Below are 26,266 nucleotides of genomic sequence, written 5' to 3'. Positions count from 1 at the left end.
TCGCCGGGCAAGGAAGCGGGAGGCCTGACTTCCCGTTCACATCGACAATCGAGGAGGAACGCAATGCTAGCGACGGACAAAGTCAAGCAAGTCCACATCATGGAAGTCGGCCCGCGCGACGGCTTCCAGTCCGAGAGGCAGTTCATCCCCACCGAGACGAAGATCAAGGTCATCAACGCGCTTTCACGCACGGGCGTTCCGGAAATACAGATCACCTCCTTCGTCCACCCGAAGGCGATTCCGCAATTCACCGATGCGGAAGAGGTGGTGGCGGGGATCGATATCGTTCCCGGGGTCAGCTATCGCGCCATGACGCCGAACATGCGCGGGCTCGAACGCGCCCGCCCGTTCCGCGACCGCATCGACACGGTTTCCTTCATGCTGTCGGTGACGGAATCCCACAACCGCGCCAACGGCAACCGCTCGATCGACGAGACGCTGGAGGAAATCGCCAGGATGGCGAAGGTGGCCCACGAGGAAGGCTTCACCGTTTCCGGCAGCATGATCTGCAGCCTCGGCTGCCCGTTCGAAGGCCAGGTCGGGGTCGACAAGCTTGAGCGCGTCGCCGACAGCTACCTGGCCCTGGGCATCACCAACATGTCGCTCGCCGACACGATCGGCGTGGCCAATCCGAAGACGGTCTACGAGATCGCCTCGCACATGCTGGCGAAATATCCGCAGGTGACGTGGAACCTGCACCTGCACAACACGCGCGACATGGCGCTCGCGAATACGCTGGCCGCGCTCGAGGCCGGCATGAGCCGGTTCGACGGCGGCGTCGCCGGCCTCGGTGGCTGCCCCTATGCGCCGGGCGCGACGGGCAACATCGCCACCGAGGACATGGTCAACATGCTGCACGGCATGGGCATCGAAACCGGCATCGATCTCGACAAACTGCTCGCGGTTGCCGCGATGCACAAGGATTTCATCCCGCACACGCTCGACAGCGCGCTGCTGCGCGCCGGCCGCGGCAACGTGTTGCTGCCGGCACCGGAGCGCCAGCAGAAGATCGCGTCCTGACGGAAGGCGGTCTCCGGCTATTCCTCCGAAGAAAGCGCATCGGGCGCCGCCGCGGCGATGTCACGGCCGGCCAGATGGACGCAAACGGAAGAATATGGTAAAAATCAAAATTGGACGTCCGGAGACAAAAGTCGATAGTGGTGAAGGTGATACCATCATCATCGCAGTATAGCCCAACGCAGGCATCACTGTTCTAGTCATCTGAACTTGATTTCCCAGCATATGCTCGGCCGGCCGGAGATATGATGAACCTCAAGATGGAAATCGAGCCCGGGGTGCCGACCTATGCCGCCCTCAGGGACCGTCTGCGTGCGGAAATCCTGTCGGGCAAGCTGCCGGCCGGGGCGCGTCTCACCACGGCGTCGCTGGTGGAGCGGTTCGGCGTCAGCCAGATGCCCGTCCGCGAGGCGCTTCAGGCCCTGGAGGGCGAGGGCCTGATCGAGATCGCGCCGCACAAGGGCGCCGCCGTTCTCCCCCTCGACATCTCCCGCGTGCGCAACATCTACGACCTGCGCGGCGCGCTCGAGGCGCTTCTGATCCGGCTCGCCCTCCCCAATCTCAGCAACCGGGCCATGGCGCAGGCTCGCACCCTGCACGAGCGCATGAAATCGGAGGTCGCGAGCGGCGATCTGACCAACCTGTTCTCGCTCAACCATCAGTTCCATCAGCTGCTCTACAGGCATGCCGACAACGCCGAGGCGTTCAACATCTACAACCGCTATGCCAGCCTGCTCGGCACGCTGCGCGAGACCTACGGCTTCCGCAAGGTCCGTGTCGACCAGATGATGGACGAGCATCAGGAGATCCTGGATGCGCTCCGCTCGCAGGACGAACACCGGCTGATGGCGCTCCTCAAGCATCACTGCGAAGGCGCCAAGCTCGACATGCTCGCGCTGATGCAGGACAACAAGCCGCACATCCACCCGTCATTGCGCGACGCGGTCTGAGGTCCGTTCGGGCAGGGGCACTATCCTGGGCCCCTATCCTGGGCCCCTATCCTCTTGGGCCGCTTGACCGAAGCGGCCATTTCTTCCTCCCGCACCCGCGACACCAGATCCTCCTTGGCGCCGCGCGAATGCAGCTGGATGATCGTCTCCAGCCGCGACACGTCGGCGTCCCTGAGCGCGGACAGGAGTTCCTCGTGCTGCTCGAGCATCCGCTCCATCCTCGACCTGGTGAAACCGAACTTGGAGCGCAGCGCCCGCAGCAGGTTCACGTAGCGCTCGTAGATGCCGCGCAGATCCGGACTGTCGGCATAGTCGAAGATCAGCGCGTGGAACTGCCGGTTCAATTCGAACAGACTTGCCGAATCCTCAGCCGCCACCGCGTCGCGCATCTGCTGCTGAATGCTCCACAGATTGGCCATGGCGGCGTTGGTGATGTTGGGAAGCGCGGAACGCAGAAGCAGCACCTCGACGGCGCTGACAAGGTCGTAGATGTCGCCGATCCGCTTGGCGTCGAGCGAGAGCACCGTGGCGCCGCGGTGATGGCGGATGGTGATCAGCCCCTCGCCTTGCAGCGCCTGCAACGCCTCGCGGACCGGCATCTGGCTGATCGCGAAGCGTTTCCCCAGCGAGCCCGCTGTCAGCCGCGATCCTGCCGGAATGTTCCCCGACAGGATTTCGGCCCTGATGATGTCCCTCGCCGCAGCGTATGCAGGTGTGCCGGGTCCGCCATCGACAGCTTTCTTCGATTTCATATCCGCTCCGGACGCGCTGGAACTGACGCAACGCTGCCTATGAATGCTCAATCGATAGCGATTCATGACAATATTAGCAGATGATATAGAATCGGGTGCGAGTCAAGATGATCGACAGGCGTGTGCGAGAGCGCATTCCGATCGAATGGAAACATTTGATCGATAAGAAGTCTCTTAAAATCAATAAGTTAGATCGTTTCCATGAAATGATGACATGACCGGACGCCCGCCACGGGCAGCTGGGGCAGTTCCACCGTCGCGCGAATCCGGGAAAGCTCTATGGGAAAGTCCCGACGCCCTCGAGCGCCGGGACAGGGTCCGGGTTCAGCCCTCCGCCGTGAAGCCCGCGGCCTCGATGCCGGCAATGGCGGCCGCTTCGTCATTGTCGGACGTGTCGCCCGAGATGCCGACAGCGCCGAGGATGGCCCCCGAGCCGGCGCGGACCAGGACGCCGCCCGGCACCGGCACGATCCTGCCGCCGGAGACGCCCGACAGGCCCTGGAAGAAATGCGGCCGATCGACCGCCGCCTTGCTCAACGCCCGCGAGCCCGAACCAACCGCGAGCGCCCCATAGGCCTTGCCGGAGGCGATCTCGGTCCGCAGGATCGACGCGCCGTCCTGCCGCTGGAGCGCCACCGGATGCCCTCCGGCGTCGAGCACGACCACCCCGAGTGGTTTCAACTGCAGCTCCGCCGCTTTCGACAGCGCGGTGGCGATAATGGCGTTGGCCTTGGCAAGCGTGAGTTCGGTCATCGGCGGTCCTCCAGACTGGGGTTCTATTGCGCTCACCTTTCTAGCGTCGGGGAAACGGAATCACAATTCCTGCCTCGAAACGCTTGGTGGTTCATCACTGATAGACATGCACCGCCGTCTTGCGCGAGGTGATGAAATTCCAGTCGTAGGTGACGCCCAGTCCCGGTCCGGTGGGCACCGGGAAGGTGCCGTCCTTCGCCACGCCGTCGAGCTGATCGTTGTAGCCGCAGGCGTAGATCGGCGGGATCGGATTCAGCGTCTTCGGGCCAACGAGCGCCAGCTCGTAATAATTCGAGTTGCGGATCGCCGACATGCAGATGCGGTGCGCCGGGCCGCAGGCGTGGATCTCGACATCGAGCCCGAAGGATTCGGCCGTATGCGCGATACGCATCGTGCCGGTGATGCCGAGGTCGAGATCGGGATCGGCGCGGATGAAGTCCGTCGCCTCCGCGGCCATCCAGTCCGCCTTCGGCTCGATGCCGCGCACATGCTCGGTCTGCAGGATCGGCGTCTTGATCATTTGCCGCAGCTTGCGGTGCGCGTGCATGGAGGTGCCGGCGTCGCGCATCGGATCCTCGTACCAGAAATACTTGCCGTAGTCGCAGGCCCGGCCGACATAGAGCGTGTCGGCGAAGGTCCTGAGCTCGCAGGCGGGATCGAGCATCAGCGTCATGCGGTCGCCGACATGGTCGGCGAGATATTCGACGTTGCGCGCCTCCTCGCGGGCGTCGCCGTCGCTCCAGCCGTGCACCTTGAAGGCGCGGTAGCCCATCTCGTGGCAGCGCTCGGCGAACTCGACGAATTTCTCCGGGCTGTCCAGCCCGCCGACGCGGTCGCCGTGGATGGTGCTGGCGTAGGTGGGCAGCGTCTTCCGGAAGCCGCCGAGCAGCTCGCTCACCGGGCGGCCGTAGGCCATGCCGGCAAGGTCCCAGAGCGCGATGTCGATGGCGCCGACGCCGAGGAAGCCGAGCTGCCTCAGCGCACGCTTCAGGTCGTCGAATATCTGCGTGCGCTCGAATGGGTTGCGGCCGATCAGCAGCGGCGCGAGCATCATCACCTGGCCGGTGAAGGCGCGCTTGCCCGCGTGCAGCGGGCAGTATTCGCCGATCAGCCCGTCATCGGTCAGGATGCGCAGGCCGAAATTCGGCAGGGTCAGCTTGGCGCCGGGGCTGTAGGTGCGGTGCCCGTCGAGATCGTGGATGTCGTATGTGTATTCGTGGATCTCGACTCTGGTGATCTTGCTCAAGAGTGCCTCCCGACTGCTGTTGTCTGCGTTGCGGCTTCCTCCGGCGGCGACCAGCGCGCCGGCGCGCCGTCGAGTTTCTCGCGGATGGCGGCGGGCAGGTCGATCAGCCGGCGTATCATGGTGACGCCCGCGCTTTCCAGCGCCCTGATCTTGGCGGACGGCGTGCCGGTCCCGGCCTCGATGATCGTGCCGCCGTGGCCGAAGCGCACGCCCGGCAGGTTTTCGGTGAAGCGTCCGACGATGAAGGCGAGCACCGGCTTGGTGATGCCGCGCTGGCGGATGAAGTCGGCGGCCTCCTCCTCGTAGCGCGTGCCGGCTTCGCCGAACATGATCACGACCCTGGTTTCGGGATCGGCCTGGAAAAGTTCCAGCCCGTCGCGGAACGACATACCCGACAGCGGCTCGCCGCCCAGCGACACGTAGGTGCTCTGGCCGATGCCGGCGCGCGTCAGCGTCCAGCAGAGCTCGGCGCCCATGCCGCCGCTCTTCGACATGATGCCGACGGGGCCGCGCAGCAGCGTGCGCGCCGGCATCTCGCCGCCGATGCCGCCCATCAGCGCCCTGCCGGCGCTGGCGATGCCGAGCGTGTTGGGGCCGACGACGCGCGTGCCCATGCGCTTCGTTTCGGCAAGCAGGTAGGCGAGGTCGTGGATCGGGATGCGCTCGGCCGAAATGCCCATCAGCGGAATGCCCGCCCGCGCCACCTCCAGGGCCGCATCCTTGATGCGCTGGCGCGGCACATAGCTCATCACCGCGTCGACGGGGTGATGCTTCCAGGCCTCGGCGACGGTGTCGTAGACCGGCACGCCCATCACTTCCTGTCCGCCCTTGCCGGGCGTGACGCCGGCGACGACCCGGGTGCCGTAGCGCTGCATGCGCCTGAGGTCGATCTGGCCCTGCTGGCCGGTGATCGCCTGCACCAGGACGTTGGTGCTCTCGTCAAGCAGGATGCTCATGTGTGGTCCTTCGCCTTGGCTTTTTCAACGGCGGCCAGAAAGGCGTCGAGCGCCTGGTCGAGTGTCACCTCGTCGCCGTAATACTGCAGGTGCGGAATCCGCTTCGCGATCTCGCGCGCTTCCTCCTCTCCGGCTCCGGCCATGCGCAGCACGACCGGAAAGGCTTCCGTATCGATGTTCAGCTCCTCGATCGTCTCGACGAGGTAACGCACGCGCGTCACGATCGGCGTCAGGTTGATGATGTTCGAGCCGAACATCAGCCCGCGCACCCGCGGCAGCGAGAGCACGCCGCGGAAGAGCGTGCGCCACATCTTCTCGGTCGGCACCGTGGCGTCGAAATAGGTCGCCGGCCTGCCGCCACCGTCAATGATGTGGTCCGCCGACCAGAGGCTGCAGCCGCCGCCGGAAATCAGCAGGCCGAGATCGCCGTCGAGTTCCATGAAGCGCAGGCTCCCGGACGGTTCCGTCGCGTTGAGATGCAGGATTTCGCGCTCGAGAGGCGTGGGCAGACGCCCGAGCCGACCCGAACCGTACTCCACCCATTCCGAAAGCTCCGGCTGACGGAAGAGCGAATCGTCGTCGACATCCATCAGGGCGCCGACGGCGACGGCCTCGCCATCGGCATCGATCGCCAGCGGATTGATCTCGAGAACGCGCACGTCATAGCGGCGGAAGACCTCATAGGCCGCGGCCGTGGCCGCGCCCGCGGCAGCGCTCTTGCCGGCGTCGAGGCCAAGCTGCTTCCATTTGTCGATGAAGAAGTCCGCATCATATTCCTGCGTGACGTCGAGCGGCACCCTGGCGAAGGCGTCCGGCCTGTCGAGCACGGCCTCCTCGACATCGACGCCGCCCAGGGTGCCCATCAAGAGCACCGGGCCGCGCAGCAGGCCGTCGAAATTGAAGGACAGGAAGAGTTCGTCGACGATCGGCGCCTTCACCTCGACGAGGACGGAGTCCGCGCGAAAGCCGCGGATGGTTTCGCCGAGCAGCGCCTGCGTGCAGGCGCGCAACGCCGCCTCGTCCTCCGGGAAGCGGACGCCGCCCGCCTTGCCCTTCTTGCCGATCGGCACCAGCGCCTTGACCACCGACGGGAAACCGATGGTCCGGGCGGCCGACGGTGCCTCGTCGACGGACGAGATCGTCACGCCTTTCGGCACTCTCATCCCATGCTGGCCGAGTAGTCCCTTGATCCTGTTTTCGAGAAGCGGCGCCATGTGTCGGTGGGTTCCTTCTGCATCGTTTCACCGGCGCGACAGGCGGCAAGGCCCCTGTCGCGCCGGGGGGTTGGAGATCAGGGTTTGGGCTCGGGCATGTCCGCGACAGGGGCCTCCACGAGCTCCACCGGCTTCTTGCGCAGCGGCTTGCGCAGCGCGAAGTAGAGGAACACGGCCATGAGCGCGTAGAGGAACAGCGCGAGCGGGCTGCCGAAGAAGTAGAGCACGTTGCCGTCGGCGATCGCCGCCGCGCGTCCGAACGATTTCTCCATCAGCGGCACGACGAGCATGGTGATGATCACCGGCGGGCTCGGCAGGTTCCAGCGGCGCAGGAGGCAGCCGAGCACCGCCCCCGCGAGCGCGAACACCACGCCGAGATAACTGTTCATGTAGGCATAGGCGCCGACCAGATTGCAGACCAGCAGCACGGGTACGAGAATGGCGCCGTTGGTCTTGGCGAGATAGGCCGCGAAGGGGATCAGCATCTTCGAAAGCATGAAGTTGATGACGTTGGCGAAGATCAGCAGGACCAGGAACGAATAGAGAAGCTGGCCGTGCGTCAGCAGCATGGTCGGACCGGGCGGAATGCCCTGCTGCAGCAGGGCGGCCGCGAAGATGGCCGCATTGACCGAGCCCGGAATGCCGAAGGCGAAGAGAGGGATGAGCGTGGCGGCGATGATGGAGGAATCCGGCCCCTCCGCCGCGACCAGGCCTCTGAGCGAGCCCTTGCCGAAATTCTCCTTGTCGCGCGAGAACCGCTTCAGGATGGCGTAGGAGGAGAAGGCCGCGGTCGTGGCTCCCGGGCCGGGAACCGCGCCGATGACGATGCCGAGGCCCGTGCCGACGAGAAGCTCCTTCCAGCAGGCGATCCACTCCCTGAAAGTCAGCCGGTCGTCGGGCTGCCTCGGCTGATGGATCATCGTCTGCATGGCCGCCGCCCGCTCGGTGCCGCTGAACATGCGCTGCCTGTGCAGGGCGGTCGCCTGCTGCCACAGCAGGTTCATGCCGACGAGGCCGATGACGAAAGGCACCAGGTCGACGCCGCCGAGCAGCTCCGGCAGGCCGAAAGTATAGCGGTTGCTGAGGGCCACCATGGGGTCGGTGCCGATCGAGCCGATGAAGATGCCGATCGCCGCCGCGATTGCGCCGCGGATCGGCGATTCATGCACGAACACGACGATGAGCACGATGGCCAGCGAGGTGAGAGCGAAGATCTCCCGCGGCCCGAAGGCGACCGCCACCGCGGCGAGCGGGGCGACGATGAAGAGCAGCAGCACGTTGCTTGCCGTATCCGCGAAGAGCGAGGTGTAAAGCGACGTCGACATCGCCTTCTTCGGATAGCCTTTTCGCGTCAGGGTGTAGCCGTCGTAGATGGAGACGATGGAGTCCGAGGTGCCGGGCACGCCATAGGCCACCGCGGTGATCGAGCCGCCGAAGCCGGAGCCCTTGTACGCGCCGATGATGAGGCCGAGAGCGGCGAGCGGATGCAGGAACATGCTGAAGGGCAGCAGCAGCGCCATCGCCATGCCGCCCGAGACGCCGGGCAAGGCGCCGCAAACGAGGCCGACGAACGTCCCGATCGTCGTATAGAGGAGCACGTCCAGCGCGAACGCGTTTTGGAACAATGTCCAGATATCGGGAGCCATGATGCGGATCTTCCTATTCGCGTGGGCAGCGGCTCGGCCATCGCGTTTCCGGAGCGGCCGTCAGCTTTTGTTTCCTGCTTGGATCAGAACAGTATCGGATTTCCGAAGTATGTACCGCCTCCTTTGACGAAAGATAACCATAGTAATGAAGAGACTATAATTGCAACGATAAAATATAGCATCGTTATTTTCGCATCCAGATACCATGACGCCAGGGTAATGAATATTATCGTCGATACGACCAGACCGACATGGAGCATGGCGTATGCGTAGATCATCGCCATAATCGCGGCGACGATGATCTCGGGAATGGTCATGGAACCTTCGCCGGTGGCGGCGTATTCCTGAAGCTCGGCGTGTTGCGCCTCCCTGTTGAGCAGGAAATCGATGAGGCTGAAGGCGCAGATGACCAGCAGTGCGACGCCGGGCAACGCACCCTTGTTCAGCACGAACAGATTCTCGCGGAAGTAGCCGTAGACGAGCAAGGCCGCCGCCGCCATCGCCAGAACGAGCGACCCTTCCGCAGACTTGGACCAGCGCAGACTTGGCATGGCTTTCCTCCCTGCCGAAGCTCTCCGGTGGAAAGGGTCGCCCTACTCCACCGGCGATGCGGCCTCTAGCTTTGTCTGTCTTCTAGTTCTTGTCCGTCTTGGCGAAGAGCGGACGCAGCATTTCCAGTTGCCCGTTGAGATAGGTGCGGAACTCCTCGCCCTTGCGATAGGCGGGGTTCTCGCCGTCCGCCGCGACCTCGGACGAAAAGACCGGATCGTTGACCACCTTCTCTATCAAATCCTCGATCCAGGCCCTGGCTTCGGGGGAAATCCCCTTCTGGGCGAAGATCGCCCGGTCGATGCCGAAATTGAAGTCGTGGCCCGTGACTTCCGAGATCGTGGGCACATCGGGAAGCGCGGAAAGACGTTCGGGCAGGGACATGCTGATCACGCGCGCGGTCTTGTTGCGGTGCGCGTCCATCGCACCGCCGGAGGACACGAGCGCCAGGTCGACATGGCCGCCCAGGACGGCCAGCATGGTCTCGCCGTTGCTGGTGAAGGGCACGAACTTGAACTTCGCGCCGAGCAGCTCCTCGAACCGCTGGTTGATGATCTCCGATCCGCCGCCGACGAGAGAGCCGAGACTGACGGAGCCCGGCTGGTTCTTGGCCCGTTCGATCAAACTGGCGAGGGTTTCCTGCGAGTTGGGCGGCACCACCACGCCGATGCCGTAGACGGTCAGCCCCGCGATCCACTCGAAGTCCTCGGCAACATAGCCCGCTTCGGCGGGCGGCGCCGTGATGAATTCCGAGAGCGCGACGAGGATCGGCAGCGGCGGAACCGGCTCCGCTTGCACGACGTGGCGAGCGCCGATGACGCCGCCGCCGCCGGGCATGTAGAGCAGATCGATCGGTTTGTCGGTGTATTTCGCCGCCGTGCGCACGATGCGCAAGGCGACGGCGTCGGAACCGCCGCCGGGGGCGAACGGAACGACGAACTTGACCCGGTCGTCCGGATATTCGGCGGCCTCGGCCGCCAATGGGACAGCGATGGCCAGGGCGAGAACCGCGGCCAGTTTTTTCAATGACACCATGCCCTTATCCTCCCGTTTATCATTATGGTTATCGTTATGGTTATGGTTTTGACTCGGACTCAGTTCAGCGTCGCTTCCCGATATTGCTTGAGCGTACCCGCCTTCATGACCTTGCCGGGCAGCGCATGCCCGACGATCGTTTCCGCCAGGCGGGCGCAGTCGGCCAGCCGCTCGAGGTCGATTCCGGTTTCGATGCCCATCTCGTGGCACATGAAGACGAGATCCTCGGTGCAGATGTTACCCGCCGCGGCCGCGTGGCCCGCGAAGGGGCAGCCGCCGAGCCCCGCGACGGCCGAGTCGAAATGCGAGACGCCGCATTCGAGCGCGGCAAGCGCATTGGCCATGCCCGGGCCGCGCGTGTCGTGCAGATGGATGCGGATCTCGGCATCGGGCCACCTGTCGCGGATCATCGACAGCAGCCGTCGCGTCTGCGCCGGATTGCCCCAGCCCATCGTGTCGGCGACGAGGATGCGCTTCAGCGTGAAGCCTTCGCGGTTGATCACCGTCTCGATCGTCGAGATGCGGTCGAGCACCCACTGCGGCGGGATATCCTTCTGGTAGTTGCAGCCCCAGGCGCAACTCACCGTCGCCTGTTCCAGCGGCACGCCGAGCTCGCGATACTTGACGACGTATTCCTCGAAGGCCGCGATCGCCTCTTCTATCGTCTTGTTGGTGTTCTTCTTGATGAAGGCCGGGCTCGCCGACAGCTTGAGCGCTCCGTCGAAGTAATATTTTCCGGTGGCGGCTGCCCGTTCCAGACCCTTGGCGTTGAGATAGAGGCAACTGTAGCGCATGCCCTCGACCGGCGTCAGGCCGGCCGACACGGCTTCGGCATCGGCCATCACGGGCACCCATTTGGGGTGCACGAAGGACGTGGCCTCGATGTCGGCGACGCCGGTTTCGGCAAGCGCATTGATGAGCTCAAGCTTCCGCTCGGTCGGGATGAAATGCTTCTCGAACTGGAACCCCTCTCTGGGGCCCACTTCGTAGATCGTCACTTTCTTGGGTAGGTCGGACATGGCTTGACCTCGGGAGCTTGGCCTCGGGATTGCGGGACGGTTGCGGCGCGGAGCGGCTCAGTCCTCCGGCGGAACGAACGGATAGGGCACCTTCCGGCCGCCGCGCTTGGGCAGAACGACGACGGCCGTGCCCTTCGTCGACTCGATGCCGCGCGAATTCTTCAGGCCGATGTCGAGATCGACATAGCCGAGGCCATCCTTCTCACTCTTGCCGGTGACCTTGCCCCAGGCGGTGATGAGATCGCCCGGAATGTCCATGTCGCGATACTGGAAGCCGATTTTCCACGGCCAGCCGCCCTCCCCTGCCCAGTCCTTGAGCACCTGCGCCAGCACATGCTGTTTCCAACTGCCGTTCACCAGAACGTCGGGCAGCTTGTCGTGCTCGCGCGCGTAGGTGAGGTCGTAGTGGATGCGATGCCAGTTCTCCATCGCCGCCGACCAGCGCATGATATGCGGCGGCGTCATCGGACCCTTCGACAATTCAGGGATGTTCATGCCGATCTCGACATCGTCGAAATACACTTGGGGATTTGCCATGCGAATGCTGCTCCGTTCTGTTTTTATTGACAAAGGACCAGGCTTGATCAGCGCATGATCTTCGTCTGGATGCCTTTCATCAGGATCTCATCCTTGTCGTTCTTGTAGACGGTTTCCGTGAGCAGGAAGACCATGGTCCCTGTGCGGCCTTCCTTCTGGTAGACGTCGACATATTTGCTCTTGAAGTAGATGCGATCGCCGGGCCGGGCCTGCTGGTAGAGCTCGACCTGATTGCCGCCGTTGAGGATGCGGACCAGCGGGATCGGCGGGTGGTCGAGGCCGAGCACGGGACCGCGCTTCGAGCCGTCGAAATCGGGATCGAGATGCGTGCCCTCGAACGGATCGGGCTGGCCGGGCACCGGCCTCAGGGCATGGAGTGGGAAGAGCGGCGGCGCGACCACGCCGCCGAATTTCGTCTTCCTGGCGTATTCCTCGTCCCAATAGCAGGGGTCGGGGTCCATGATCGCCTGGAAGTGCCGGCGGATCTGCCCCTTTTCGACCGCATCAGTACACTCGACCCACTGGGATTCGCGCCCGATATACGACTTGACCTCGTCTGTGATGTAATTGACCATTGCTGCTCCGATCGCCGTGTTTTCTCTGAACGGTGCTTGTCAAATCTGCCGAAGGTTTCGCTTGAGCTTCGCAGCACGGAGAGAACCCGCGCCGGGCGCTCGCCGTCCTTGGCTGGTATGGTCCGGATTGCTTCTGGCGGAAGCTGCGTACGGGCATCAACCGCCAACGCGGGATTCCCGTCTTTTTATCACCCTCCCTGAGCAGGCGGTCTCGAATGCCGCCCTTATGTATTTAATTTTCTAAAGTTTGATAGAAAATTACGACATTGTCAACTATCCAGTCGGACTGACAAGCAATCTTACAAGGCGTTGTAAATCAAGCGTATTCATGCCGGGATGGCCCGGCCACCGGAGAAAACGCCGTCACGGACGTGTTGGAGCTTGCCCTGTCGTTTGGCGGCAAAAGCGGCCGGGAGCCGTGACCAGCCTCTCGATATCGAGGCCCGCGCCGCTGATACGCGAAGACGCGTTGCTGTTTTTCACAAGGCGACTGGTCGATGGCGCGCAAACGCGGCTTCAACGACCGCTATGGGGGGCGGCCTCGCGATGAAAAAGCGACGCCTTCCGCCCAGGCTTTGAAAACATCCGGTGGGATGCTATATGTCTTTCATCGGGGAGGTGAGACGACCTTTCTTCCGGTGGGAGCCGGGCTTTCGCCCGACCCCGGTACTCTTACCGACTGATTGTCAGGGTGATCCGCCAAGACCCTAACCTGACCATCAGCGTAAGCCGGAATTTCAATCGTCTCACCTCCTTTCGTGTTGCCGGGCCGTTGCGACCCGGCGAGTCCTTCTCGCGCACAAAGCCGGAACGATCAATCGGAAATGACGCATACGCGCCAGATGTGTCGGGTTCGAAAATTATCCACCTTTGCCCACAGAACGCGGCCCTGGCAGGTACTGAAGCGGATCGGACGCCGGAGCGGGCAAAAAATCAAAAAAAGTGTCACGGAGTGCTGGACAAGCCGACTCCGGTTTGGTACTCACCATCCACACAAGGCGTTGCCCCGCCGGGCAACGCAAGGGATGGTATTTCCATTTCCGTGTCGATGGGCGCATAGCTCAGTTGGTAGAGCAGCTGACTCTTAATCAGCGGGTCCAAGGTTCGAGCCCTTGTGCGCCCACCATCGACTTCCAAAAAATCGATGGCTTAGTGCCGACCTTGCGATTGTGTCGGCAGTCCCGTGCTGGGGTAACGGCCGGGTAACAGCACGACGACCCCCGGGGCAATGGTCGTGCGCCGGTGAAGGCGCGAATGCGCATTCGCTCCCCGCTTTCATAAAAATTTGATGCGCAAACAAAGGGCTAGCTCGGCAGTGCCGAGCCCGATTCTTAGTCCGCCGCGTTGGGTGAGCATCTCGGATAGGCCTCGGAGCAGCGCTTGCAGGCCATCCGGCGGTGGTTCTTTTGGCGGGCGTCGGATCCCGGCCTGCCTCCTGCTCGCGGGGTCGTTTCCGGAAGGGCGCCTGCAGTGGCAGGCGCCCGCCTCCGCCCCTGCTATCCGTGCGCCAGCACGGCGATCAGCAGCAGCGCCACGATATTGGTGATCTTGATCATCGGGTTGATAGCCGGCCCGGCCGTGTCCTTGTAGGGATCGCCGACGGTGTCGCCCGTCACCGCCGCCTTGTGGGCGTCCGAGCCCTTGCCGCCGTAGTGCCCTTCCTCGATGTACTTCTTGGCGTTGTCCCAGGCGCCGCCGCCCGACGTCATGGAAATCGCCACGAACAGACCCGTGACGATGACGCCGAGCAGCATCGCGCCGAGCGCGGCGAAGGCGTTGCTCTTGCCGGCCACGAGCAGCACCACGCCGAAGCACACCAGCGGCGACAGCACCGGCAGCAGCGAGGGGATGATCATCTCGCGGATCGCCGCCTTCGTCAGCAGGTCCACCGCGCGGCCGTAGTCGGGGCGCGTTTCGCCCGTCATGATGCCGGGATTCTCGCGGAATTGCCGCCGGACCTCCTCCACCACAGCTCCCGCAGCACGGCCGACCGCCGTCATGCCGAAGCCGCCGAACACGAACGGCAGCAGGCCGCCGAACAGCAGCCCCACCACCACGAACGGATTCGACAGCGAGAAATCGACCGAAACGCCGGCGAAGTAGGGGTAGGCATCCGAGCGGGCGGTGAAGAACGCGAGATCCGAGGTATAGGCGGCGAAAAGCACCAGCGCGCCGAGCCCGGCGGAGCCGATGGCGTAGCCCTTCGTCACCGCCTTCGTCGTGTTGCCGACGGCATCGAGCGCGTCCGTGGCCTGGCGCACGCGCGCCGGCAGGCCAGCCATCTCGGCGATGCCGCCGGCATTGTCCGTCACCGGGCCGAAGGCGTCGAGCGCCACCACGAAGCCGCAGAGCGCCAGCATGGCCGTGACGGCAATGGCGATGCCGAAGAGGCCGGCCAGCGCGTTCGCGGCCACGATCGCGGCGATGATGGCGAGCGCCGGCAGCGCCGTCGCCTCCAGCGATACCGCGAGCCCCTGGATCACGTTCGTGCCGTGCCCCGTCTGTGAGGCGGCGGCGATGGCGTGCACCGGCCGGTACTGCGTGCCGGTGTAGTATTCCGTGATGACCACGATGACCGCCGTCACGGCAAGGCCGATCACGCCGCAGGCGAGGAGCGCCAGCGCCGAGAAGCTCTCGCCGCCCGCGGTGGTCAGCGTCGTGAAGAAGCCGCCGAACACCAGCCACGTGACCAGCGCCAGCGCCACCAGCGACAGCAGCCCGGTGGCGATGAAGCCGCGATAGAGCGCCCCCATGATCGACTCGGTCGCGCCGAGCCGAACGAAGAACGTGCCCGCGATCGAGGTCACGATGCAGGCCGCGCCGACCGCCAGCGGATAAAGCAGCACCGTCTCCAGGACGGGCTGGCCGGCGAAGGCCACGATGGCGAGCACCATGGTGGCGACCACGGTCACGACATAGGTCTCGAAGAGGTCTGCGGCCATGCCGGCGCAGTCGCCGACGTTGTCGCCCACGTTGTCCGCGATGGTGGCGGGGTTGCGGGGGTCGTCCTCCGGAATGCCGGCCTCGACCTTGCCGACAAGATCGCCGCCGACATCCGCGCCCTTGGTGAAGATGCCGCCGCCCAGACGCGCGAAAATCGAGATCAGCGAAGCGCCGAATCCCAGCGCCACGAGCGCGTCGACCACGGTGCGGCTATCGGGCGCATACCCGAACCCGTGCACCAGCACCGTATAGGATACCGCGACGCCCAACAGCGCGAGCCCGGCGACGAGCAGCCCCGTCACCGCGCCGGACCGGAAGGCGACGCTGAGCCCGTCGGCGAGCGAACTCGCGGCCGCCTGCGCCGTGCGCACGTTGGCGCGGACCGACACGTTCATGCCGATGAAGCCCGCCGCGCCCGAGAGAATGGCGCCGATGGCGAAGCCGGCCGCGACCGTCCAGCCAAGTCCCCAGGCGAGCAGCCCGAACAGCACGACGCCCACCAGTGCGATGGTCACGTACTGGCGATAGAGATAGGCCTGCGCGCCCTCGTGGATCGCCCCGGCGATATCCCGCATGCGCTGGGTGCCGGTGTCGGCCGCCACGACCTCCCGTACTGTAATGAAACCATAGATGATCGACAGTGCACCTGCGGCAATCACGATCAAAAGCGCGAGCATCGTTGTTTCCTTCCGCAATCCGGGACAGCAGGCCGGTCTCGGCGGCCGGCGTGAAACCCTGACATTTTTGTTTGACGTATTTTTTATGAGAATTTTTATGAGGTATGAGAACGGACTATCGTGCAACAACGCGGCGTGTCGAAGCAAGGGCAGCTTCGACAGGAAAGCCACCTTCCCACTATAGGCTCAAAAGCCCGGCCTCAGAAATGGGAGTATGAGCCCTTGCCCACCGGATAGTCGGCGCCGTTGAGGAAAACCGACAGCGGCGCGTCCCCCTGCTCCACCCTGCCGATGGCGGTCAGCGCCACGTTCGCGTGCTTGCACTGCGCCCGGAGCGCCTCGAAGCGCGCCGGCGGAACCGAGCAGAGGATTTCGTAGTCGTCGCCGCCGGTCACCGCTGTTGTCAGCGCCCCGGCCTCGGCCTCCACGGCCGCGCGCGCCGCCGCCGACAGGGGCACGGTCTCGAGGTCGATCCTGCCGGTCACGCCGGAAGCGCGCAGGAACTTTCGCGCGTCGCCGATGAGGCCGTCCGACACGTCCATGGCGCCGCTGGCATGGTCGCGCAGCGCCAGCGCGATCGCGTTGCGCGGCTCGGGCAGCAGATAGCGCTGGGCGAGATGGGCGTGTTCAAGCGGCGTCAGCTCGTCGCGCCAGGCAGGACCGGGCGAGCCCGGATCGGGCGAGACACCACCGCAGGGCGGCGGCGCTCCCTCGCCGAGGCGCAGGGCGAGGCCAAGAGCCGAGTCGCCGATCGTCCCCGTCACGGCGAGGATATCGCCGGCGCGCGCGCCGGTGCGGCGCACCATGTAGCCGGCCGGCACCCGCCCGGCTGCGGTGATGGAAACCGTAAACGGCCCGCGCGTGCGCACCGTGTCGCCGCCGACCAGCGGGCAGCCGAAGGCCCGCGCATCGGCGCCGAGCCCCTCGGCAAAGGCCGCGAGCCACGACAGAGACGTCTCCGCCGGCATCGACAGGCAGAGGAGGAAGCCCAGGGGCTCGGCCCCCTTCGCCGCGAGGTCGGACAGGTTCACCCGCAGCGCCTTGCGCGCCACCATGCCCGGCGGATCGTCGGGAAAGTAATGCACGCCCGCGACGATGGTATCGACGGTCAGCACCAGATCGGAACCCGGCGGCGACGGCAGCAGCGCCACGTCGTCGCGCAGATCGAGCGATCCCTCGCCGGCGACGGGCGCGAATATCTGACGGATCAGTTCGTCTTCGCTCAGCGAGGAAACCGTCATCATGAAGCCTCAAGGGCAAACGCCGGGACGCGGGGAGATATTCAGTTGCGGGCCAGAAGCTCCTCGTTGCGGTCGCTGCGCGCGAGCGTGTCGAGCACCGCATTGACGAGGCCCGGTTCGTCGTCGTCGTAAAAGGCGCGCGTGACATCCACGTATTCCGTGATCGTCACGCGCGGCGGCACGTCCTTGCGGAACAGCAGCTCAAAGGCGGCGACGCGCAGGATGGCGCGCAGCACCGTCTCGATGCGCCGCAGCGGCCAGCCCTTGGCCAGGGCCTCGTCGATCCGCCGGTCGACCGTCTTCTGTTCCCGCACCACGCCGGCGACGAGGTCGCGGAAGAACGCGTCCTCGACCGGCTTGAAGGTGAGGCCCTCGACCTCCTTGCCGATCCAGAAGCGCTCGAACTCGACCGTGGCATCGACCACGCCCGAGCCGGTGATCTCCATCTGGTATAGCGCCTGCACGGCCGCCATGCGCGCCGCGCTGCGCTTTTCCGACTTCGACATTCAGTCCTCGACCTTGTCCGCGATCTGACGCCGCACGCCCACGAGCGCCAGCGCGGCGCGGGCCGCGAAGCCGCCCTTGTTTTCCTCGGACACGCGCGCACGCTTCCAGGCCTGCTCGGCGTTCTCGACTGTCAGGATGCCGTTGCCGATCGGCACCACGTAGTCGAGCGCGAGCTCGGTCAGCCCCCGCGCGCTTTCGCCGGCGACGATGTCGTAGTGGCTCGTCTCGCCGCGGATGACCGTGCCGAGCGCCACGATGGCATCGACGTCCAGCCCTTCTTCCAGCGCGATGGCGATGGCGGGGGCGATTTCGAGCGCGCCGGGCACTGTGATCACCTCGATCTCGGCCTCGGCCGCTTCGAGAACTTCCCGGGCGCCACGGAGCAGCTCGTCCGCGATGTCCGCATAGTACCGGGCCTCGACAATGAGGACCCGGGCGCCGGAAACGGCGGAAAAATCGTTGTCAGTAAGCTGGATCGACTGTGCCATGTCCTTGCTCCTCCGCACGCAGGCCGGGTCATCCCCGCCTGTCAGTACCCTGCCGCTCGCGCTTCTGCAAGCCGCGCGGCGTAACGGGCCATCAGGTCGACTTCGATATTGATGCGGTCCCCGGCCCGCCGCTCGCCCCAGGTGGTGATCTCGAGCGTATGCGGAATGAGCAGCACGGAGAACAGATCGTCCTCCACGGTGTTGACCGTCAGCGATGTGCCGTCGAGCGTCACCGAGCCCTTGGCCGCGATGAAGGCCGCGAGCTCGCGCGGCGCGCGCAGGGTGAAGCGGGCGGTGTCACCCCAGGAATCACCCGCCTGCGCCGTGATCTCGTCACGCGCGAGGAGTTCCGCGATGCCGTCGACATGCCCCGTGACGATATGCCCGCCGAGCTCGTCGCTGATTTTCAGCGCCCGCTCCAGATTGACCCGCGTGCCGACCCGCCAGTCACCCACCGTGGTGAGCGCCAGCGTCTCCGCCGCCGCGTCGACCTCGAACCACGCGCCGTGCTCCAGCTGGCCGAAGGCCACCACCGTCAGGCACGGGCCGCCGCAGGCGATGGAGGCGCCGAGCTGGATCGTTGCCGGATCATAGCGCGAGTGGATGCGCAGGCGGCGCAGCGTGCCCTGGAAAGCCTCGATGGAGACGATTTCGCCAACGTCTGAAATGATTCCCGTAAACATCAGGAAAACCTCTCGAATTCATCATATGTGTCCGGCCCCCACAGGCCGCTCCGGCGCGATCTGAAACGGGCGGGATCGTCGAGCGCGGCTGCAAGCGCCGATCCCAGAGCGCGGCCGGTGCCCGCGGCGTCCGCACCATTGCCGAAGCGCACGCCGGGAGCGGTGACGATCAGCACCTCGTCGACGAGGTCGGCTGCAACGAGAGCATCCGCCAGTTCCGGCCCGCCCTCAACCAGCACGCGCGCGACACCGCGCCGCGCCAGCGCCGCCAGGGCGGCGGCGGGAGACACGCGCCCCTGCGGCCCGTCCTCGACGCGGATCACCTCCGCGCCCGCGCGGCGCAGGACCTCCTCGGCAGCGGCCGGCGCGTTGTCGGTGGTGATGATCCATGTCGGATGCTCTGCCACGCCCGTCACCAGCTTTGCCGAGGGCGAAATCCGCAGCCGGCTGTCGAGCACCACGCGGATGGGGGAACGCCCCTCCAGTCCCGGCAGCCGCACGGTCAGCAGCGGATCGTCGGCGAGCACGGTCCCGGCCCCGACCAGTATCGCATCCGTGTGGGCGCGCAGCAGGTGGACCTGATCGTTCGCGGCCGGTCCCGTGATGAGCAGGCGCGCGGCGCTGCCGCTGGCAACGACACCGTCTGCGGTGCGGGCGAGCTTGAGCGTTACCGCCGGGCGCCCCTGCGTCACCCGCAGGACGTGCCCCCTGTGGGCGCGCGCCGCCTCCTCGGCGAGAATGCCGATGTCCACCGTAACCCCGGCCGCGCGCAGGCGCGCGTGCCCCTGCCCGGCCACGCGCGGATCCGGGTCCTCCATGCTGGAGACCACGCGCGCGATGCCGGCGGCGATGACCGCATCCGAGCACGGCCCGGCGCGGCCGTGATGCGAGCATGGTTCGAGTGTGACGTAAAGTGTCGCGCCGCGCGCCGCCTCGCCCGCCATGGCGAGCGCGATCGGCTCGCCGTGCGGCCGCCCGCCCGCCTGCGTCGCGCCGCGCCCGAGGACGACCGGCATGCCACCCTCATAAGCGCCCTCATAACCGCCTTCTTGGCGCACGATGACGGCGCCGACGGCGGGATTGGGCGAGGTCAGCCCCTGCTGGCGCCAGCCGAGCGTCAGCGCGTCGCGCATGAAGCGCAGATCATCGGAGCGCTGCCGCAGCATTTCTGCGGAGCGCTGCCGCTCAGGCGCGTTTTCCGTCATCGGGGCTGGCCTTCATCGGGTCGGGAGCCGCATTGTCCCCTTCATCGCTGTCTCCCGCAAGCTCCGGTTTGCTGCTTGCGAGCTCGCCGACGAATTCCTCGAAGTCCCTCGCCTCGCGAAAGTTGCGATAGACCGAGGCGAAGCGCACGAAAGCCACGCTGTCGAGCTGGCGCAGCCCCTCCATCACCAGCTCGCCGATCTGCTCGCTCGTGACGTCCGCGTCGCCGGTCTGTTCGAGCTGGCGCACGATGCCGTTGATCATCCGCTCGGTCCGCTCGGCGTCGACGGCGCGCTTGCGCAGCGCGATATTGATCGAGCGCGTCAGCTTGTCGCGATCGAACGGTACCCGCTTGCCGGAGCGCTTGACCACCGTCAGCTCGCGCAACTGCACGCGCTCGAAGGTGGTGAAGCGCCCGCCGCAGTCGGGACAGATGCGCCGCCGACGGATCGTGGCGTGGTCGTCCGCCGGGCGGGAATCCTTGACCTGCGTCTCAAGGCTTCCGCAGAACGGGCACCGCATGAAGGCAGCCGATCACTGATAGATGGGGAAGCGCCCGGTCAGCACCTCGACCTTCGCGCGCGCCTCGGCCTCGATGCCGGCGTTGCCCTCCTCGCCGTTCGCGGCGAGCCCGTCGAGCACCTGCACGATGAGGCGGCCGATCTCGGCGAATTCCGCCGTGCCGAAACCGCGCGTCGTGCCCGCCGGCGTGCCGAGACGGATGCCCGACGTGATCGTCGGCTTCTCGGTGTCGAACGGCACGCCGTTCTTGTTACAGGTGATGTGCGCCCGCCCGAGCGCCGCCTCGGCCGCCTTGCCGTTGAGGCCCTTGGGCCGCAGGTCGACGAGGAACAGGTGGTTGTCCGTGCCCCCCGACACGATGGCGTAGCCGCCGTCGGCGATGGTCTTCGCCAGCACCTGCGCATTCTCGACCACCGCCCGCGCGTAGGCCTTGAATTCGGGTTGCAGCGCCTCGCCGAAGGCGACAGCCTTGGCCGCGATGACATGCATCAGCGGCCCACCCTGCAGACCTGGGAAGATGGCGGAGTTGATCTTCTTGGCGATGGTCTCGTCGTCGGTCAGGATCAGGCCGCCGCGCGGCCCGCGGAGGGTCTTGTGGGTCGTGGTGGTGGCGACATGCGCATGCGGGAACGGCGACGGATGCGCGCCGCCCGCCACGAGGCCGGCGAAATGCGCCATGTCGACGAAGAAATAGGCGCCCACGGAATCGGCGATCTCGCGGAAGCGGGCGAAGTCCCAGAAGCGCGAATAGGCCGAGCCGCCGGCGATGATCAGCTTCGGCTTGTGCTCGGCGGCAAGGCGCGCCACGCCGTCGTAGTCGATGTGCTGGTCGTCCTCGCGCACGGTGTAGGACACCGGCTTGAACCACTTGCCCGACATGTTGGGCGGCGCGCCGTGGGTGAGATGGCCGCCGGCCGCGAGATCGAGGCCGAGGAACGTATCGCCCGGCTGCATCAGCGCGAAGAACACCGCCTGGTTGGCCTGCGAGCCGGAATTCGGCTGCACGTTGGCGAACCCGACGCCGAACAGCTTCTTTGCCCGCTCGATGGCCAGATTCTCGGCGATGTCGACGAACTGGCACCCGCCATAGTAGCGGCGGCCCGGATAGCCCTCGGCATATTTGTTGGTCAGCACCGAGCCCTGCGCCTCGATGACCGCCCGGGAAACGATGTTCTCGGAAGCGATCAGCTCGATCTCGTCGCGCTGGCGACCGAGTTCGAGCGCGATGGCGCGGGCGATCTCGGGATCGCTCTCGGCCAGCGGGGCAGAGAAGAAACTGTTGGAAAGGGTGTATTGGGCAGTGGCTTCGGTGGCGCTCATATCCGTGCTCCGCGATGGGGGAGAGATGTTCCCCTGATATGCTCTGGCGACTCGCGGCGGACCGTATCATGAGGAAAGTGCCGCTGCCAACGGCGGTTTTGACGATTCACGCCCGCGCCTCATGCCACCCATGCGTTGACGGAACGGCGGGCATGCCGCCGTTCCGTTCCGGATGTCCGCGTGTTGGGTGGCGTCAGTACTGCGACGCCTCGGAATCGTTGGCTTCGAGCGCCGCGATCTGCCCGCCGAGGCCAAGGCCGTCGCGGTTGTAGATGTCGGAGCGGAACTGCACCACGCCGTCGGGGGTCGCCCAGGCGGTGATGTACGTCCAGTAGACCGGGACCGGGTTCGTCAGCGGTGCGTCGATGCGCTTGCCCGAGTCGATGGCCGCCTGGATCTGCTGCCGGTCCCAGCCGGGCGTGTCGGCGAGCAGGAAGGCGATATAGTCGCGCACGTTCTGCAGCCGCACGCAGCCCGAGGAGACGAAGCGGAAGTCGTCGCCGAAGACGCCCTTGGCCGGCGTATCGTGCATGTACACGCCATAGGGGTTGGGAATGTTGATGCGCACGAAGCCCATGGAGTTGATGTCCGCGCCCGGATCCTGACGGAAACGGTAGCGCGTCGCCTCGTAGGTGCTCCAGTCGACCTGGCTCGGCTGGATCTCCTCGCCCTGGGCGTTGTAGATGCGGATCTTCTGGTCCGTCAGGTAGGACGGGTCCTGGCGCATCTTGGGGATCAGGTCCTTGCGGATGATCGACGCCGGCACGGTCCAGAACGGGTTGAAGTTGATCTCGGTGATGCGGGAATTGAAGATCGGCGACTGGCGGTCGATCTTGCCCACGCCCGCCGCGTGGCGGGTGACGACGTGGTTAGCCGCCACCGTCTCGACCGCGGCGGCGGGAATGTTCACCACCACATACTTGTTGCCGAGATTGCCGGAATAGGAGCGCAGCCGCACCAGATTGAGCTCGAGCTGGCGCAGGCGGGTGTCCGCCGACACGTTGAGCGCCGCGACGGTGCCGGGATTGAGCGCGCCGGTCGTGGCGAGGCCGTAGCGCGCCTGCGCCCGCCTCAGGCCCGCCTCGACGTAGGAGTCGAACACTTCGCCGCGCGCCGCGGACGAATCGAGATCGCCCGAGATGACGAGGCGCTGGCGCAGCGCCTGCACGGCCGGCCCGCGCGCTCCGAGGCGCAGCCGGTCGTTGCCGATCTGCCCCCAGCCGCCGCGCTCGACGATGGCGCGATAGTGGGCGATCGCCTGCTCGGTGGCGGCGACCGCGTCCGGAGACAGCGTCGGCGTGTTGGAGCGCGTCACGCTGGCGCGCTGGGCTGAATCGTAATTCTGCTGCCATTCGGCCTGGCCGAAGGCCAGTTGCTGGGCGACAGCCGATGTGGATGCGGCGGACACGGCCAGGGTAAGGCAACCGGCAATGACCGTGGACAGACTGGCGAACTGAACTCTCACGAAACTGACCCCGTCGTCTGGCGGCGTCACAACTCCGGCAGCCGCGATCTCCCTGACCATGGAGGTCGCTGCCCCGATGCGCCGCGTTCAAGCGTTGACTTCTACACTCTAGAACGGGCGAAGTTAAGCAAACATGAGCGGAGCGGGCTATTCCGGCATCGCAGACCGCCACGGCGCGACAGCCGTCCCGGCACGGCGGTCACCCCCCTCAGGTCTCGATTCGCGAGGCATACCAGGACAATAGGAAGTAGGCGGCCACGAGCGCGCCGAGGCCGGCAAGCAGGATCGGCCCGCTCACAACTGCGTGAGGGGCCACGATCGCCGCCAGAAAATAGCTCATCGCGGCGAGAAGCCACATCACGCCGCCCCAGGTGCTCGTCAGCCACAGGCCGACGGCGGCGACGAGATCGATGACCGCGAAATAGACCACGACCGTCTGCCATTGCAGCGGCTGCCCTTCGAAAAGCGCCACCTGCGGCAGGACGCCCAGCAGCAGTGCCCAGTAGACAAGCCCCTTCGCCACCCAGACCAGGGCGACGAGGCGCATGAACCACACCAGCGCGATATCCCACCGGAACACCGCCTTGCGTTCGTCGGCGAGATGCAGGGCAAGCTCGCGCACCGGCGCCTCGCCGACCGCCTCGCGGCCCCGGTCCCGGACAGCCCCGAGCCTTGGCGTCTGTTCCGTAGGCAGCGACATTCCCCGGACTTCCCCCCAACCGCAGAAGACGGCCAGACTATGCTTCATGCCGGCAAGGGAGGTCAAATCCCTTCCGCAACTATCGGCGTGCGTCTGCCACCATCTTCACCGCAAGCGCCGCAAGGACCGTCCCCATCAGCCAGCGCTGGATCTGCGCCCATGTCGGATGTTGCGCGAGGAAGACGGCGATGGAGCCGGCCGATATGGCGATCATGGCATTGACGCACACGCTGATGACGATCTGCGTGAAGCCGAGAGCCAGCGATTGTGCAAGCACGCTGCCGTTGCCCGGATCGATGAACTGCGGCAGGAGCGAAAGGTAGAGCGCCGCGATCTTCGGGTTGAGCAGATTGGTGAGGAAGCCCATGACGAACAGCTTGCGCGGGCTGTCGCTGGGCAGGTCGCGGACATGGAAGGGGGAGTGCCCACCGGGGCGGACAGCCTGCCAGGTGAGCCAGAGCAGGTAGATCGCTCCGGCGAAGCGAATGGTGTCGTAGGCGTAGGGTACGGCGAACACGAGCGCGGTGATGCCAAACGCTGCGCAGAGCATGTAGAAGACGAAGCCGAGCACGACCCCGCCGAGCGAGACCAGGCCGGCGACACGCCCCTGGCAGATCGAGCGCGAGATCAGGTAGATCATGTTCGGTCCCGGCGTCAGGACCATTCCGAGGGCGATGAGGGCGAAAGCGAGCAGGTTGGGCGTGTCCGGCACGGGTGGCCTCCAACAATGGGGACGATCTGCCCGCACAGCGGGCCAAGCCGTCCACGCTCCCCGATGGTGCCTCCATCCTCGGAGGTAGGCATGCGGACGCTGAATACGCAGCCTAAGCAAAAGGAAGCCGGGAAGCAATTTCGGCCTCCCACCCAAAGCCGAAATTCAAACCGGGACACTGCCCTGCGACGGCAATTATCCCCCCTGCGACGACTTATCCATCTTTTTTTGAACCGTTCCTATGTGCTAACAATGACGGCGAAGATGCCGCATCGGGTGAATGACGGCGTCACGGACCAGGATTCGAGGGCAATGGGCAGTCGCGTCGTTACTCCTTTCGAACGCCGCAAGGACGTTCACACTGATATTCCCGCCACCGATCTGGGCCTCACCAAGCGACCGCGGCGCAACCGCCGGGCGGACTGGTCCCGCCGCCTCGTGCGCGAGGTCGAGCTGTCCGCGAACGACCTCATCTGGCCGGTCTTCGTCATCGATGGCAACGACGATATCGAGGTCGGCGCCATGCCTGGCGTGTGCCGGCTGAGCATCGAGACCGCGGTGCGCGAGGCGGAGCGCGCCGCGAGCCTCGACATCCCGGCGATCGCGCTCTTTCCCTACACCGACCCCGCGCTGCGCGACGAGGCCGGCAGCGAGGCCTTCAACAGCCGCAACCTCGTGTGCCGCGCCACCCGCGCCATCAAGGCGGCCGTGCCGGAGATCGGCATCATCACCGATGTCGCGCTCGACCCCTACACCAGCCACGGCCATGACGGGCTGATGCGCGACGGCGAGGTGCTGAACGACGAATCGGTCGCGGCCCTTGTCGAGCAGGCCGTCGTGCAGGCTGCCGCGGGCAGCGACATCATCGCCCCCTCCGACATGATGGACGGCCGCGTCGCCGCGATTCGCGCGGCGCTCGACCGCGAGGGATTTCGCGACGTGCAGATCATGGCCTACGCGGCCAAGTACGCGTCCGCCTTCTACGGCCCGTTCCGCGACGCGGTCGGCTCCGGCGCGACCCTCAAGGGCGACAAGCGCACCTACCAGATGGACCCCGCCAACGGCGACGAGGCGCTGCGCGAGGTCGCGCTCGATCTCGATGAGGGCGCGGACATGGTGATGGTCAAGCCCGGCCTGCCCTATCTCGACGTGGTGCACCGGGTGAAGGAGGCTTTCCGCGTACCGACCTTCGCCTATCAGGTATCGGGCGAGTACGCGATGATCGAGGGCGCGGCACGCCAGGGCTGGATCGACGGCGACAAGGCCATGCTGGAAAGCCTCATCGCGTTCAAGCGCGCCGGCGCGGACGGGGTGCTGACCTATTTCGCGCCCCGCGTCGCCGAACGGCTGCGCCAGGGACGTCTCTGAAGGATCGCCTCTGAAGGGTCGCCTCCGATCCTGCCGCCCGCCCGTGGGTGAGCGCGGGCGGGCGGCCCGCCTTCCGTCGTCACATTGCTGCCCCAGCAAGGGACAATCCTGCCCCGCAACACGAGAGAATCGGCGCAAGGGCCGATGTTTGCGTGTGCATTAACCACTGCGCAAAACCTCTGGCGTTT

At 65.7% G+C, this 26,266-nt stretch carries 25 protein-coding genes and 1 tRNA gene; 4 read left to right on the top strand and 22 right to left on the bottom strand.

All coding sequences use genetic code 11. The features are described 5' to 3' along the window. Positions 1-63 precede the first annotated feature (63 nt). Both ACUSIJ_RS19460 and ACUSIJ_RS19455 read left to right on the top strand, forming a co-directional pair. Positions 64-1,020 (top strand): hydroxymethylglutaryl-CoA lyase, encoded by a 957-nt coding sequence (locus ACUSIJ_RS19460; protein WP_449310071.1) that lies wholly within the window; start codon positions 64-66, stop codon positions 1,018-1,020. Between the two features lie 257 nt (positions 1,021-1,277). Further along, the gene (locus ACUSIJ_RS19455) at positions 1,278-1,967 is read left to right on the top strand and encodes a GntR family transcriptional regulator (RefSeq protein ID WP_449310070.1); all 690 of its coding nucleotides are present in this window, start codon (positions 1,278-1,280) and stop codon (positions 1,965-1,967) included. A gap of 20 nt (positions 1,968-1,987) precedes the next feature. On the opposite strand, the gene ACUSIJ_RS19450 is transcribed toward ACUSIJ_RS19455, so the two are convergent. From ACUSIJ_RS19450 to ACUSIJ_RS19400, 11 genes are all read right to left on the bottom strand, one after another. Further along, a complete protein-coding gene (locus ACUSIJ_RS19450) occupies positions 1,988-2,719 on the bottom strand; it encodes a GntR family transcriptional regulator (RefSeq protein ID WP_449310069.1) in 732 nt (243 codons plus the stop codon). A 324-nt stretch (positions 2,720-3,043) separates the two neighbouring features. Then, positions 3,044-3,472: a GlcG/HbpS family heme-binding protein gene (locus ACUSIJ_RS19445; protein WP_449310068.1), complete on the bottom strand. Its 429-nt coding sequence runs from the start codon at positions 3,470-3,472 to the stop codon at positions 3,044-3,046. Positions 3,473-3,566: 94 nt separating this feature from the next. Continuing rightward, entirely contained in the window at positions 3,567-4,718 is a 1,152-nt protein-coding gene (locus ACUSIJ_RS19440) for an enolase C-terminal domain-like protein (protein WP_449310067.1), read from the bottom strand. Beyond that, entirely contained in the window at positions 4,715-5,674 is a 960-nt protein-coding gene (locus tag ACUSIJ_RS19435; protein ID WP_449310066.1) for a succinate--CoA ligase subunit alpha, read from the bottom strand. Before ACUSIJ_RS19435 ends, ACUSIJ_RS19440 begins: the two co-directional genes overlap by 4 nt. Then, complete coding sequence (locus ACUSIJ_RS19430) at positions 5,671-6,888, bottom strand: ATP-grasp domain-containing protein (RefSeq protein WP_449310065.1); 1,218 nt, start codon at positions 6,886-6,888, stop codon at positions 5,671-5,673. The genes ACUSIJ_RS19435 and ACUSIJ_RS19430 overlap by 4 nt, the downstream gene beginning before the upstream one ends. A gap of 77 nt (positions 6,889-6,965) precedes the next feature. Further along, positions 6,966-8,534 (bottom strand): tripartite tricarboxylate transporter permease, encoded by a 1,569-nt coding sequence (locus ACUSIJ_RS19425; RefSeq protein ID WP_449310064.1) that lies wholly within the window; start codon positions 8,532-8,534, stop codon positions 6,966-6,968. An 83-nt stretch (positions 8,535-8,617) separates the two neighbouring features. After that, positions 8,618-9,085 carry a tripartite tricarboxylate transporter TctB family protein gene (locus ACUSIJ_RS19420; protein ID WP_449310062.1) on the bottom strand — a complete coding sequence of 156 codons (468 nt, stop codon included), beginning with the start codon at positions 9,083-9,085 and terminating at the stop codon, positions 8,618-8,620. Positions 9,086-9,167: 82 nt separating this feature from the next. Beyond that, positions 9,168-10,118 (bottom strand): tripartite tricarboxylate transporter substrate binding protein, encoded by a 951-nt coding sequence (locus ACUSIJ_RS19415; RefSeq protein WP_449310061.1) that lies wholly within the window; start codon positions 10,116-10,118, stop codon positions 9,168-9,170. 59 nt (positions 10,119-10,177) lie between these two features. Continuing rightward, entirely contained in the window at positions 10,178-11,137 is a 960-nt protein-coding gene (locus ACUSIJ_RS19410) for a hydroxymethylglutaryl-CoA lyase (protein WP_449310060.1), read from the bottom strand. A 57-nt stretch (positions 11,138-11,194) separates the two neighbouring features. Next, complete coding sequence (locus tag ACUSIJ_RS19405) at positions 11,195-11,674, bottom strand: acyl dehydratase (protein ID WP_449310059.1); 480 nt, start codon at positions 11,672-11,674, stop codon at positions 11,195-11,197. A gap of 47 nt (positions 11,675-11,721) precedes the next feature. Then, entirely contained in the window at positions 11,722-12,249 is a 528-nt protein-coding gene (locus ACUSIJ_RS19400; RefSeq protein WP_449310058.1) for an FAS1-like dehydratase domain-containing protein, read from the bottom strand. A 1,050-nt stretch (positions 12,250-13,299) separates the two neighbouring features. Between ACUSIJ_RS19400 and ACUSIJ_RS19395 the strand changes: the two genes are divergently transcribed. Beyond that, positions 13,300-13,375 (top strand) — tRNA-Lys (locus tag ACUSIJ_RS19395). A gap of 370 nt (positions 13,376-13,745) precedes the next feature. Here ACUSIJ_RS19395 and ACUSIJ_RS19390 read toward each other — a convergent pair. The 11 genes from ACUSIJ_RS19390 to ACUSIJ_RS19340 all read right to left on the bottom strand — a co-directional run bounded on the left by ACUSIJ_RS19390 (position 13,746) and on the right by ACUSIJ_RS19340 (position 24,710). Next, positions 13,746-15,869 carry a sodium-translocating pyrophosphatase gene (locus ACUSIJ_RS19390; protein ID WP_449310057.1) on the bottom strand — a complete coding sequence of 708 codons (2,124 nt, stop codon included), beginning with the start codon at positions 15,867-15,869 and terminating at the stop codon, positions 13,746-13,748. Positions 15,870-16,069: 200 nt separating this feature from the next. Next, positions 16,070-17,113 carry a thiamine-phosphate kinase gene (gene thiL, locus ACUSIJ_RS19385; protein WP_449310056.1) on the bottom strand — a complete coding sequence of 348 codons (1,044 nt, stop codon included), beginning with the start codon at positions 17,111-17,113 and terminating at the stop codon, positions 16,070-16,072. Positions 17,114-17,151: 38 nt separating this feature from the next. After that, on the bottom strand, positions 17,152-17,616 hold the full coding sequence (gene nusB, locus ACUSIJ_RS19380; protein WP_449310055.1) for a transcription antitermination factor NusB: 465 nt from the start codon (positions 17,614-17,616) through the stop codon (positions 17,152-17,154). Continuing rightward, positions 17,617-18,105: a 6,7-dimethyl-8-ribityllumazine synthase gene (ribH, locus tag ACUSIJ_RS19375; protein ID WP_449310054.1), complete on the bottom strand. Its 489-nt coding sequence runs from the start codon at positions 18,103-18,105 to the stop codon at positions 17,617-17,619. Between the two features lie 41 nt (positions 18,106-18,146). Then, the gene (locus tag ACUSIJ_RS19370; RefSeq protein ID WP_449310053.1) at positions 18,147-18,788 is read right to left on the bottom strand and encodes a riboflavin synthase; all 642 of its coding nucleotides are present in this window, start codon (positions 18,786-18,788) and stop codon (positions 18,147-18,149) included. Further along, entirely contained in the window at positions 18,788-19,993 is a 1,206-nt protein-coding gene (ribD, locus tag ACUSIJ_RS19365) for a bifunctional diaminohydroxyphosphoribosylaminopyrimidine deaminase/5-amino-6-(5-phosphoribosylamino)uracil reductase RibD (protein ID WP_449310052.1), read from the bottom strand. Before ribD ends, ACUSIJ_RS19370 begins: the two co-directional genes overlap by 1 nt. Next, positions 19,974-20,513, bottom strand: coding sequence for a transcriptional regulator NrdR (gene nrdR, locus ACUSIJ_RS19360; protein ID WP_449310051.1), 540 nt, complete (start codon positions 20,511-20,513; stop codon positions 19,974-19,976). The genes ribD and nrdR overlap by 20 nt, the downstream gene beginning before the upstream one ends. A gap of 12 nt (positions 20,514-20,525) precedes the next feature. Then, complete coding sequence (gene glyA / locus ACUSIJ_RS19355; RefSeq protein WP_449310050.1) at positions 20,526-21,833, bottom strand: serine hydroxymethyltransferase; 1,308 nt, start codon at positions 21,831-21,833, stop codon at positions 20,526-20,528. Positions 21,834-22,026: 193 nt separating this feature from the next. Next, complete coding sequence (locus tag ACUSIJ_RS19350; RefSeq protein ID WP_449310049.1) at positions 22,027-23,298, bottom strand: L,D-transpeptidase family protein; 1,272 nt, start codon at positions 23,296-23,298, stop codon at positions 22,027-22,029. Positions 23,299-23,506: 208 nt separating this feature from the next. Next, positions 23,507-23,998: a DUF6163 family protein gene (locus ACUSIJ_RS19345; RefSeq protein WP_449310048.1), complete on the bottom strand. Its 492-nt coding sequence runs from the start codon at positions 23,996-23,998 to the stop codon at positions 23,507-23,509. Positions 23,999-24,077: 79 nt separating this feature from the next. Continuing rightward, positions 24,078-24,710 (bottom strand): LysE family translocator, encoded by a 633-nt coding sequence (locus ACUSIJ_RS19340; RefSeq protein WP_449310047.1) that lies wholly within the window; start codon positions 24,708-24,710, stop codon positions 24,078-24,080. A gap of 312 nt (positions 24,711-25,022) precedes the next feature. On the opposite strand from ACUSIJ_RS19340, the gene hemB reads away from it, so the two are divergent. Then, entirely contained in the window at positions 25,023-26,078 is a 1,056-nt protein-coding gene (gene hemB, locus ACUSIJ_RS19335; RefSeq protein WP_449310046.1) for a porphobilinogen synthase, read from the top strand. Positions 26,079-26,266: the final 188 nt, after the last annotated feature.

The sequence above is a fragment of the Pseudochelatococcus sp. B33 genome (genome assembly GCF_053570585.1).
The sequence above is the reverse complement of the archived record's forward strand: the minus strand, read 5'-3'. Positions and strand labels throughout refer to the sequence as shown.